Raw genomic sequence first — 11,600 nt, 5'->3', positions numbered from 1 at the left:
TATCTTTGCACTCCCAATTGAGGTTTTAATGCGCAAGTGGTGAAATTGGTATACACGCTACTTTGAGGGGGTAGTGGGCGTTAGCCCGTGGGGGTTCGAATCCCCCTTTGCGCACTTCTTTTCTATCTTCCCAAAACTTTTTTATTTCTACTAAAATCACTCATATTTGTGTGATAAATAACACACTGATTCTTAGTGAAATGAGCCTAGATATTCCCCTTCTAAAAAAAATATGTGAAACTCCCGGCGCTCCTGGGTACGAAAAAAAGATCAGGGACTTAGTTGTCAAAGAGGTGACGCCATTAGTTGATACGGTGGAGATTGACAACATTGGTAACATCATCTGTGTAAAAAAGGCCAAAAATAACAAGGACAATAAAAAGGTAATGGTTGCCGCACACATGGACGAAATAGGCTTTATTGTGAAGCATATTGACGACGCCGGCTTCCTCCGCTTTCATACCCTCGGCGGCTTCGATCCTAAGACACTAACTGCCCAAAGAGTCATCGTTCACGGGAAAAAAGACCTTGTTGGCGTGATGGGAACCAAGCCGGTGCACGTAATGAGCGCCGAAGAAAAAAAGAAGCTCCCGGAGACCACCGATTTCTTCATCGACATGGGAATGGATAAGGACGAAGTGGTAAAATATATCGGCATTGGCGACTCCGTTACCCGGGAGAGAGAATTGATTGAAATGGGAAATTGTGTTAACTGCAAGTCGATTGACAACAGAATTTCCGTCTTCATTTTGATTGAGACGCTCAGAAACATCAAAAATTTTCCTCACGACATTTATGGAGTATTTACGGTTCAGGAGGAAGTTGGCCTCAGAGGTGCCCAAATAGCAGCACACTCCATTAATCCCGATTTTGGCCTTGCTCTCGACACCACCATTGCTTTTGACGTTCCAGGAGCGCAAGCCCATGAAAAGGTGACGGAACTTTCGAAAGGTGCCGCTATCAAAATCATGGATTCATCAGCTATCTGCGACTACCGAATGGTGGACTACCTGAAAAAGACCGCCGATAAAAATAAAATAAAATGGCAGCCTGAAATTCTTACCGCAGGCGGTACCGATACGGCCTATGTGCAGAGAATGGGTAAAAACGGCGCTATTTCGGGCGCTATATCCATCCCTACCCGCCATTTGCATCAGGTAATTGAAATGGCCCACAAAGAAGACGTACAATCGTGCATTAATTTGCTCTCTTCTGCGTTATCAGAGTTAGACCAGTATAACTGGAGCCACTAACTATGAAAAGACTATTTCTTTTACTGTTTTTAGTAAGCAGCGTTATTTTGGGCTGCTTTGCTCAGCAGCCTGCCACCGTGCAAATTACCGGTAGCCTGCTCGACAAAGAAAGCCTGGAGCCGCTTCCATTTGCCACCGTGCTGGTGAAAGGCTCCTTCCACGGCACTATCACGAGCTCTCAGGGGCTTTTCACCTTGCTCGTCCACCCCACCGACACAGTACAGTTTTCAATGGTGGGTTATAAGACTTCAGAGCTTGTCATTCCTGCAAGCATGACCGAAAGCCGCTATGCCATGCTGGAGTTAATGGAAAAGTCGACTGTAGTGCTCAAAGAGCTCAAAGTCTATCCCTGGCCCTCCGCATCACAATTTCACTCAGCCTTCCTTGGTGTCTCCCTTCCACCAACTGAGCAAGACAAAACCAATAACATGCAGAAAGAGCTAGAAGCAACTATGAGACGCTCTTATGAATCGGAAAAATACTACGATGAACAGCTAAAGAACCGGCAAATCTATCAGCTGACAGGCCAAATTCCTCCAAATCATTTCCTCGACCCCGTGAGGTGGCTGGACTTCATAGAAGAGCTTAAGAAGAAAAACCAAAAATGACTGACCTCTCAGTCGGTTAAAAGCCCCACCAAAGGCTGGATTCATACGCCAAATGCCATTACATTGTGTACTAAATGGCTTTACTATGAATACTACGTTATCTTCAATCCAGTTCCGTTCAATCACAACAAGTGAATTAGCAGTGGCGACAGCATTATTGGGTGAAGCGTCACTGGTGGTTTCCGATATTTCGGAAAAGGTGACGTTGTTCGGCCTGTTCGACGGCCAAACTCTACTGGCCCTGGGAGGCCTGGAGGCGTATCAGGACAAGGCCCTGCTTCGCTCGGTTTGCGTGCCCCCTCAGAAAAAAGGAAAAGGATATGGCAGCCATCTCGTTCGATCCATTGAAAATGATGCAACTGCCAATGGAATTACAGATTTCTATTTGCTTACTACCACAGCCAGCAAATTTTTTGAACGGATAGGCTACCTGGCGGCCGACAGGAATACTGCACCTGATGCGATAAAAAATACTTCCGAATTTTCCAACTTATGCCCCTCCTCTGCTGTTTTTATGCACAAAGCGCTTGATTTGTAGGCCAAAGGCAATAACTAATCGCATTTCTCATGGGGAATCCACCTAAATTGGCTAAATAAGCATATTGATTTCCCAGTCTTGCTATGTTGAGTCAATTGCCCAAAAGCCTACTTATCTTTCTTCTCATATTTAGCAGCGGTTGCAAAAGCCTCCGCTTACCATCTTCGGTTAAAATCCTTAGAGGCCCTAGCATGCCAACCGGCATATTTGAGATGGGCTACGCTACCGATGGAAAAATTATCTTTTCTATTGGGGGAACCACGTTTCTAGGCCGAGCAAGGCAATCTGTTGGAGAAGTCTATTTGTTTTCGCCTTTTGCCGGAGGATGGGAAAAGGCCCATTTCAATGACAAACCACTTGTAAAGGGGCGCACCAATAGCGTATATCTACCAAATTTCAACATAATAGTATCCACTGGCTTCGCCGACATTCAGAAAGGTGACTTTTACACTTTCCCCCTTGAAATCCTTGACCTTAGAGACTACCATATCGACTACCTGCGAAGCAATCCTCACTGGGCTCAGGGAAGCCAGGTAGTTCACTGGAATAGTAAAGCCTATGTTTTTGGGGGGATAGCCTTCGAGGAAGACGGATCCACACATTTTTCAAACAGGATGCTTAGTTACAATCCTGCCTCCGGTGAATGGGAAGACCTGGCACCGATGCCTTCCGCCCGTGTTACTTACGGAGCAGTGGTTGGCAATAGCCTGTATACTTTTGGTGGGTTGGACAACGAACACACCTACGCAGACATATGGCGCTACGATTTTGAAGGAGATTTTTGGGAAACCGTGGGATACTTGCCTTACGCCGCCAGCCATTTCTCCGTTGCTGCCAGGTATCCCTACATATTCCTTTCCAATGTAGGGCAGGAAAACAACATTATCGGCAGGATAGACATCAGAGACGGCTCATTCAGAGAGTTTGAAACCTGGATGACAATCGTATCCCCAGGCTCCGCTATCATAGGCGAATATTTGTACATTTTCGGAGGTACGTGGGACGAGGGCCGGACCGCCAGCAATAAAACTTTTAAAATTCCATTGACCGAACTGATGGTGGAGGAATAATTGCCACCAGATCTCCTGGCGTATGAAAACAATTTCCTCCTTTATTCTCTCGCAGGATAAATAAGCTTACCTTCTGCGTAAAAATTACAAACGCCTGTAATTATAGCTCAAGAGCCAATACCTATTACCCAAACCAAATCAACCTAATGCCCCACCTTCAGTCGGATCTTCAGGCGCAATATATGTCGCTGGTAAAAGAGAATGCCGGCATTATCTATAAGGTCATACGGCTTTATATCGATAATACTGAAGACCAAAAGGACCTGTACCAGGAGATCGTTCTCCAGGCATGGCATTCCTTTACGAGGTTTGACGGGCGTTCCAAATTTTCTACCTGGCTGTACAAAGTGAGCCTCAATACTGTGCTCACGTTCAGGAGAAAAAACAGCAGAATACCTACTGATGATTTAGAAAAGGCATCAGGCTACGCATTGCCTGGTGACAAAAATGATGATACAGAAATGCTCATGATGGCCATCAAATCGCTTGGAGAAACGGACAGGGCAATCGTTTCTCTCCATTTGGATGGTTACGAAAATGAGGAAATAGCCGAGATCACCGGTTTGACTAAGAATCATGTGGCCGTCAAACTCCACAGGATCAAGCAGCAATTGACCAAAAAATTAAACGGCTAAGGGTATGGACTTGAAAAAAACATGGGATAAAATGCAAATGGATCAGTTCTCCATGGGGATACTGGACGACAAGGATATTCTGGAAGCCATGCACAAAAAATCGCACGGCCCTGTCCAGAAAATACAAACCGGATTTACTATCAAACTGGCCTTTATTGTCGTATTTACATTTATTTTCCTTTACATCGGCATCAAAATAAAAGAGCCTCTGGTGAGTGGCTTGCAGTTTTTTATGGCAGGCGTTTATTTCACCGCTTTCTTTCTATTCTTAAGCCAGAATAAGAGAATCAAGGCGGGCATTCCCATGGACGAGGGCCTGCTGACTAATCTGAAAAACTATCATGCGTTTGTAAGTAAGGTGTTGCGACAGGAAGAAAGGATCGCACTCTTCATCTATCCTGTGGCTCTTACGGCAGGCTTTCTATTGGGCTTTACCACTCAGGCGACTCTCGATGAGTTTTTTGAAAGTCGCACGGCCATTATTTTGCTTATCGCTTGCTGGATCGTGCTCACCCCACTCAGCCACCTGCTGGCCCGGTGGATGAACAAGGTGTCATTCGGCAAATACCTGAATGAGCTGGAGTCACATATTGCTGAGCTCGAAAAAGAATAGCACTCCCCATCGCAAACTAGATCTCCTCCAGGTACCTGTGCACAAAGCTGATGGCCATAGCGCCCTCTCCCACAGCTGACGCCACCCTGTTCATCGCATTCATTCGCACATCGCCGGCAGCAAAAATGCCCGGTTGGCAAGTCTCCAGCGCAAACGGCTCTCTTGATTGTTTCCACTTCTTTTTAAAATCAGGAAACTGCACCAAATCACGACCTGTGGCAATAAATCCCTTTTCATTTTTGATGATAAGATCGCCCAACCATTCTGCGTAAGGCTTGGCACCAATGAAGATAAAGATCGCCCTTGCTTCGACTTTGTTTTTCTGGCCGTTCGAAATATTGGATAGCTCAAGGTGGGTAAGCCGCTCATTCTCACCAAAAGCTTCTGTAACCTCGGTCCAAGGCACGAGTTCAATGTTTGGTGTTGCGTTGATCTGATCGATGAGGTAGGATGACATGGTAGAAGTAAGGTCTTCCTTGCGAACAACAATAAATACTTTTCTGGCGAACCTTGAAAGATACATGGCGCCCTGCCCGGCAGAGTTGCCTCCCCCGACCACAAACACGTCGCCGTCTTTGCAGGCCGCAGCTTCGGTGGTGGCAGCTCCGTAATACACCCCCGCTCCCGTGAATTGCTCCAACCCTTTGGTGTCCAGCTTGCGATAGTCCACACCGGTGGTAATCACCACACTCTTCGTATGGATGACACTTCCATTTGCCAATGTGATAATTTTGTAAGGATCCTTTACCTCCACTTTGTTTACTGCTTGTGGAGATAAAAATTCAACCCCAAACCTGGTGGCCTGCGTGATTGCTCTCCTTGACAGGTCAGCTCCGCTCAGCCCGCTTGGGAAGCCGAGATAGTTCTCAATTCTTGAGCTGGTACCCGCCTGCCCACCGGGAGCACGTCGCTCAACCAGCAGGGTTTTCAAGCCCTCCGAGCCACCATAAACCCCGGCGGCCAGGCCAGCCGGTCCGGCACCTATGATCACCACATCGTACAGCTCTTCCTTAGCCCGGGGGTTCAGGCCAATACTTTCAGCCAAAGTTTCGGCAGTTACTCCCTTCAACACCGTGCCATTGTCCAAAACCACCGCAGGAAAATCCTGCGCAATCAAAGCATGCAGCGTAATAAGCTCTTTGGCTTTCTCGTTGGTTTCCACATCCAGCCATTGGAAGGGAAACAGGTTACCGGAAAGAAAATCCTTCAGTGAGTGGGTTTTAGGACTGAATTGGTACCCAAGGATCCTCAATCCGTCAAAATCCGGAATATAGCCCGCTTGCCACTCGTCCAGAAGGTCGTTGAGGATCGGAAAAAGCTTTTCTTCAGGCGGATCCCAGGGTTTCATCAGGTAGTAGTCGAGCTGCACATCATTGATGGCCTTGATGGCTGCGTCGGTGTCGGAATAGGCGGTTAACAACACCCGCTTTGCTTCAGGAAAGATTACCCTGGCCTTTTCCAGAAAAGCCACCCCCTCCATTTCGGGCATGCGTTGGTCGGAAATAAACAGAGCCACCTCCTCTCCCGCCTTTTTGATATCCAGCAGTACCTCCAGCCCTTCATTGGCCGACTCGGTATTCATAATCCTGTAATCGTCACGAAACTCGTTACGCAAATCTCTGCGTATCGCTTTTAGTACCTGAGGGTCGTCATCAACCGAAAAAATAACTGGTTTCTTCATTGGTTACTTGTCTTTCAATGGGATACATACGGTAAAAATAGTTTCACCCGGACGGGAGGTGGCCTTTAGTGTGCCATTGTGTTGTTCTACAATATTTTTGGCTATTTCAAGCCCGAGCCCCGAACCCTTTCCCACTTCTTTAGTCGTGAAAAAGGGATCGAAAATCTTGCCTAGCAGGTCTGGAGGAATGCCAGGGCCGTTATCGATGATATGCACCCTCACAAACTCACCATCCTTTGCCGACTTCACTGTTAGCATCGGTGAAGGCACTCCTTCCAGCGCATCAATAGCGTTGTCGATAATATTTGTCCATACCTGGTTCATTTCTCCAGCCAGTAGATTAATTGGAGGAATACCTGAAGCCACGTCGATGGCCAACGAAATATTGGCTTTCCGGATTTTGTGGTCAAGCATCGTCAGCGTATCCTTAATGCCAATGTGGATATTGGTCGGGGCTTTGTCGTGCCCCCTGTCCATGTGAGAGTACGATTTCACCGACTGTACCAGCTTGGAAATGCGAGTGGAGGCCTCGTTGATATCGCCAACCATGCGTTCGGTAGTCAGTACATTGTCGAGCCAGAACAGCACTGGCAGAAGCTCTTTTTCTGGAATATATTCTCGAACCATATCCAGTTCCTTGGGCCCTATTCCATATTCGATAAAGTTTTCCGCAAGGTCGTCTCCCCCTTCCAGGTCATTGTCGTCGAACCAGTCCAGAATGTCTTCTTCATGTTTATTTCTCTCTCTCAACCCCAGGTTTTGACGCCCCGCTTTGGCTTTTTCATAAAGAATAGCATTCACAGCATCTACTTGCTCCTCTTCAAGCTTCATCGATATCACCTGCTTGAACCTTTCAGGGGTGTAGGCCAGGTGCTTTTTCAGTTCATCGGAGCTTCTGACAATTGCTGCGGCAGGGTTGTTAAGCTCGTGGGCAAGGCCAGCAGAGAGCTTGCCCAGGGCCATCATCTTTTCATTTTGCCGCTGCATAGAAGTAAACTCCCGCACCCTGGACGTCATTTGCTGCACGAGCTTCTCGGTCAAATCATAGTGGGTGCACACAAGCTCTTTCAGTTTTTCCCGGGAAGTAAGCAACACAGTGGTTGGCTGCACCACCTCTGCCGAACCTACCGCCGTTTTTAATCTGGAAAAAGGCAAAAGCCCACTTATGTCGGGCGGTTCAAGCTCAAAAAGCTCACGCTTCTGGTTATTTTGTGTGGAATATGCCCTTGCCTTTCCTGAAAGGACAATCATCATATGATCTGTAGCATCTCCTTTTTTAAATAAGAACTCCCCCTCCTTGAAGTCCCGGCATTCGGAATTGTCGATCAGCCACTGTAGCTGGTCATCCGAAACCCCCTGGAGGCCAGGGTTCTCCTGTAGTGCTTTTAATAAATCCATATTGATAAATGATGGTTCGAAAGACACCTTTGGCATTGAAGAAGGTTTGAGGCTTCTTTCAATTTGGTATCTTTCACAAAAGATATCACCAAAATGCTAAAAAGAGATTCTTTAGTTCCATTTCTTATATTTTCCGTCTGTTTCCTCCATAGCTGCGAAACGCCACAGCCAGTCAGCGAAAACATACCCGGCATTAATGCAGATGCCTCGTCACCGATCTATACCACCTACGCTGCTGCCAGAGATCGCTCAGCCTTTGTCCTCGATGAAGGCTATGAGTTCGTTTTTAATGATGACGAAACATCCCCTGTTTTTACTTCAGACACAGGTGGAGAAATTGGGTTTTCTTTCGCAACAAAGGACAGTTGGATTTATAAAACGGGTGACTATGCACAAAAACCAGTCATCTATTCGTCGTTTCCTGACGAAGTGAATTTTTCATTTTCGCCTGTTGATGGAATTGAAGTAAAGAGTAAGTTTTTAGTGTACAGCTCTGTGTCTGCTGTGCTGGAAAGCACATTTACCAACAATACCGATTCTACCGTTTCCATTGACTACATCCCTTTTGTTCAGGGAAATAGCAGGCTTTTCAATGGCTATTGGGTCGAGGACGGAGTACTACACTTCAACCACGAGGAATTCCCAGACACCTGGACGGTTGGACATAAAGTGCCATTTACCGATTCGCTGCAAAACCTTTTCAAAATGTCGGCAGAGCCAGATCGATTCGGGGCTTTCAGCTCTTTTTCAGAGGAAGGAAGCTATTTGCCATGGAAAGTATTTCCAGATAAAAAGCCTGTCAAAGAAGTAAACGGCAGACTTTACAACGAGGATGGCCAACGAGTGATGACTCAGCTTCCTAAAGTAAGGCTGCAAGCCTATGTCGACAATGATACAAAACATCTTTTGACGGAAAGCAGTCCCGTCTTTGGGAGCCTCCAGGGCGCATTGAATTCAGACGGCTATTTTCGCATGGAGCTCAGTCAGCTACCGGGCACTGGCAGGGCTGCTCAATACACACTTACCGCAGTCGATGAAACATTGGGCATCGTTGCGCAGCGAACCGACTCCATTCCGTCGGCACGCTCTCAGTTTTCAGGTAGCCTGCGACCTTCTGACATTAAATTGCCAGCTGCACCGCAAAGATTTGAAGTGATCATGCAGGAAAAAAAAAGAGCGGCGCTCAGCTGGAGCAAACCATCGGATGGCAGCCAGGTTATCATTTATAGGAAAAAGGAAAACGACAGCTACTACACGCAATTTACCAGGCCGCTATCCACCACCAACCTGATGGTGCAGCTGCCCACAGATGACCTCTACTGTTTCATCGCAGTGGGTGCTGGTGCGGGTGGAGAAATTGGGATGCACACCCGGGAGCGCACCACCCTGCCTGGCTCCTCCCTCAAACAGGCAATTGCTTTGAATGACTGGAAAAATGACAGCCTGAAGTACTTCAAAATAGCGGCTTATAGCAAAAGCATTACACTCCCTCCCGGCCAATCGACCAGCATTCGGGTAGCAAGGTCGGTGGCACCTATGAAGGAAAAAACGGCCTGGAAAGAGGCGGAAAAGCTCCTGGATAAAGACTTCACCCTGGAAATGGGAGGCAGGCTGGCCTACCTGGAAAGCATGCCCGAGTTGCCCGGTCTTTCAGCCGACCAACAGTTGCTATACCTGTCGGGCTGGAACATGATGCAGCAGGTGTTTTACCCGGCTGAGGGAAAAAGCAGCTACCCATACTATGTTTTCAGCCGTGAACCCGTGTGGGGTTGGGGCCATGGCGGGCAGGTGTTTCACGAAAGCCTGACCATGCTGGCACTGGTGCTACAGGATCCGGAACTGGCGATGAATTCCCAAAGAGTGTTCAAAGAGCGACAGTACGAAAACGGCTATATCAACTACCGGACAGGCGGCTATCTGGACGAAATAATCGAGCACGAAGGCGAGCTCACCTCCTCCGCACCCTGGTATGCATGGATCAACTGGGAGGTGTACAAAATCACGCAGGACAAAGCATTTTTGGCGGAAATGTATGAGTCGAGCAAAAGGTTTTACGAGTTCTATGTTTCCAACCGGGACAAAGACGGTGACGGTCTTTGCGAGTGGGGCGGGCACGCCATATTGGAGTCGGTGAGAGACGCTGATGTGGCCGTGTGGGACGAGGTAGGCTGGCCGGCCAACTTTGAAGCCGTTGACCTCAACTCCATGCTGGTGATGGAAGCAAAATCGTTGGAACAAATGGCAGCCGCTCTGGGCAAAACGGACGAGGCAGCCCGATGGAAGGCTGACCACGAGCAAAGAGCCGTGCTCATCAATGGCACTTTCTGGGATGAAACGACTGGTTTTTACTACAATGCCGACAAAGCAGACAACGACTTTACTTTTGAGAAAACAGATGACCTGAAGCGCATGGAAATTATCGGCTTTTTGCCAATGTGGGCTGGTATTGCTTCAAAAGAACAGGCAGACAGGCTGGTGGAACACTTAACCAACCCAGACAAATTCTGGCGGCCTTATGGCGTGCCAAGCCTTGTAGCTGATGACCCTTTTTACAACGACAAAGGCTACTGGAACGGGCCAGTGTGGGTAGAATGGGACTACCTAATCCAGCGTGGGCTACAGAACTACGGATACGATGCTGAGGCAAAGGAATTAGTGGATCGGGTTTCGGCCAGTATGATCTATCAGTTAAAGGAGAACCACAATCTTTGGGAATTTTACAGCCCCGACGAGCCCTGGGCCGGCTATCACCGTACCTATATCTGGGCAGGTATTGTAAATAGGATGATGTGGGATGTTTATTCACCAACCAGTCAGGAGTCCAAAAAACTCTGGGAAAGGTGATTGACTTGCGAACTTTGTTCATCACTTTCAGCTAACGGTTTATTTCAGAATTCCTTATATTCCCCAAAAACTACTTAAACATCGATTTTAAAAGATAGACACATGAAAAAGATACTTTTCAGCGCCCTTGCTGCCTTCGTTGCCATGTCGGCTTTCGCCCAACAAAAAGGCGACCCAAAGCTTACCGAATTCTATGAGCCAGTGCCTCCGGTAGTCACTCCTGGCGATGCTCCATCCGATGCTCCGTCTGACGCCGTAGTTCTTTACAACGGCAGCGACCTGAGCGAATGGGTGAGCACCAACGACCCTTCGAAGCCTGCGGGCTGGACAAGCCTGGGTGGTGTGATCACTGTGGACAAAAGCCAGGGCAATATCCAGACCAAGAGAAGCTTTATGGATTACCAATTGCACCTGGAATGGTACCAGCCGGTGGGCATCATTGAAACGGGACAGGCCAGAGGCAATAGTGGTCTGTTCCTTGCCAGCACCGGCCCTGGCGACGATGGCTACGAGATACAAATTCTTGACTGCTACAATAATTCGACTTACGTAAATGGTCAAACGGCCAGTATCTACAAACAAGGCGTGCCGCTTGCCAATGCGTGTAAGAAGCCTGGGGAATGGCAGGTTTATGACGTGGTGTGGACGGCTCCCCGCTTTAATAGCGATGGTTCGCTGAAAAGCCCTGCAAGAGTGACTGCTTTTCACAACGGCGTGTTAGTGCAAAATAATTTTGAGCTAAAAGGTGGTACTGTTTACATCGGACAGCCTTCTTACAAAAAACACGGCGCTTCGCCCATCAAACTTCAGGCGCATGGAGACCCAAGCAAGCCTATCAGTTTCAGAAACATCTGGATAAGAGAGTTGTAGAGAAGACAGAAGACCGTAGACGAAAGTTTGAAGTTGACCACAGTCGTAGCTGGGGGGCACCACTAAGTTTCGAAAGACATCATCCTGCTA

At 47.8% G+C, this 11,600-nt stretch carries 10 protein-coding genes and 1 tRNA gene; 9 read left to right on the top strand and 2 right to left on the bottom strand.

The window, feature by feature from the left end; genetic code table 11:
• Nucleotides 1-30 precede the first annotated feature (30 nt).
• From RIF36_RS25510 to RIF36_RS25480, 7 genes are all read left to right on the top strand, one after another.
• Nucleotides 31-114, top strand: a tRNA-Leu gene (locus RIF36_RS25510).
• Between the two features lie 86 nt (nt 115-200).
• On the top strand, nt 201-1,253 hold the full coding sequence (locus RIF36_RS25505) for a M42 family metallopeptidase (protein WP_350125798.1): 1,053 nt from the start codon (nt 201-203) through the stop codon (nt 1,251-1,253).
• A gap of 2 nt (nt 1,254-1,255) precedes the next feature.
• Nucleotides 1,256-1,861 (top strand): carboxypeptidase-like regulatory domain-containing protein, encoded by a 606-nt coding sequence (locus tag RIF36_RS25500; protein ID WP_350070664.1) that lies wholly within the window; start codon nt 1,256-1,258, stop codon nt 1,859-1,861.
• 85 nt (nt 1,862-1,946) lie between these two features.
• Entirely contained in the window at nt 1,947-2,399 is a 453-nt protein-coding gene (gene arsN2 / locus RIF36_RS25495; protein WP_350125796.1) for an arsenic resistance N-acetyltransferase ArsN2, read from the top strand.
• 191 nt (nt 2,400-2,590) lie between these two features.
• Nucleotides 2,591-3,469: a Kelch repeat-containing protein gene (locus RIF36_RS25490; RefSeq protein ID WP_350125793.1), complete on the top strand. Its 879-nt coding sequence runs from the start codon at nt 2,591-2,593 to the stop codon at nt 3,467-3,469.
• A gap of 146 nt (nt 3,470-3,615) precedes the next feature.
• Nucleotides 3,616-4,104 carry an RNA polymerase sigma factor gene (locus tag RIF36_RS25485; RefSeq protein ID WP_152000067.1) on the top strand — a complete coding sequence of 163 codons (489 nt, stop codon included), beginning with the start codon at nt 3,616-3,618 and terminating at the stop codon, nt 4,102-4,104.
• Nucleotides 4,105-4,108: 4 nt separating this feature from the next.
• The gene (locus RIF36_RS25480; protein WP_152000068.1) at nt 4,109-4,717 is read left to right on the top strand and encodes a hypothetical protein; all 609 of its coding nucleotides are present in this window, start codon (nt 4,109-4,111) and stop codon (nt 4,715-4,717) included.
• 16 nt (nt 4,718-4,733) lie between these two features.
• On the opposite strand, the gene RIF36_RS25475 is transcribed toward RIF36_RS25480, so the two are convergent.
• Together RIF36_RS25475 and RIF36_RS25470 are read right to left on the bottom strand one after the other, a co-directional pair.
• Nucleotides 4,734-6,398 carry an NAD(P)/FAD-dependent oxidoreductase gene (locus tag RIF36_RS25475; RefSeq protein ID WP_350125790.1) on the bottom strand — a complete coding sequence of 555 codons (1,665 nt, stop codon included), beginning with the start codon at nt 6,396-6,398 and terminating at the stop codon, nt 4,734-4,736.
• Nucleotides 6,399-6,401: 3 nt separating this feature from the next.
• Nucleotides 6,402-7,832: an ATP-binding protein gene (locus RIF36_RS25470; RefSeq protein WP_350125788.1), complete on the bottom strand. Its 1,431-nt coding sequence runs from the start codon at nt 7,830-7,832 to the stop codon at nt 6,402-6,404.
• A gap of 57 nt (nt 7,833-7,889) precedes the next feature.
• Between RIF36_RS25470 and RIF36_RS25465 the strand changes: the two genes are divergently transcribed.
• On the top strand, nt 7,890-10,640 hold the full coding sequence (locus RIF36_RS25465) for an amylo-alpha-1,6-glucosidase (RefSeq protein WP_350125785.1): 2,751 nt from the start codon (nt 7,890-7,892) through the stop codon (nt 10,638-10,640).
• Nucleotides 10,641-10,742: 102 nt separating this feature from the next.
• Complete coding sequence (locus RIF36_RS25460) at nt 10,743-11,510, top strand: 3-keto-disaccharide hydrolase (RefSeq protein ID WP_350125782.1); 768 nt, start codon at nt 10,743-10,745, stop codon at nt 11,508-11,510.
• Nucleotides 11,511-11,600 lie beyond the last annotated feature (90 nt).

Source organism: Imperialibacter sp., assembly GCF_040222815.1.
Taxonomy (GTDB): Bacteria; Bacteroidota; Bacteroidia; order Cytophagales; family Cyclobacteriaceae; genus Imperialibacter.
This window is presented reverse-complemented; position numbering and strand designations above follow the sequence as displayed.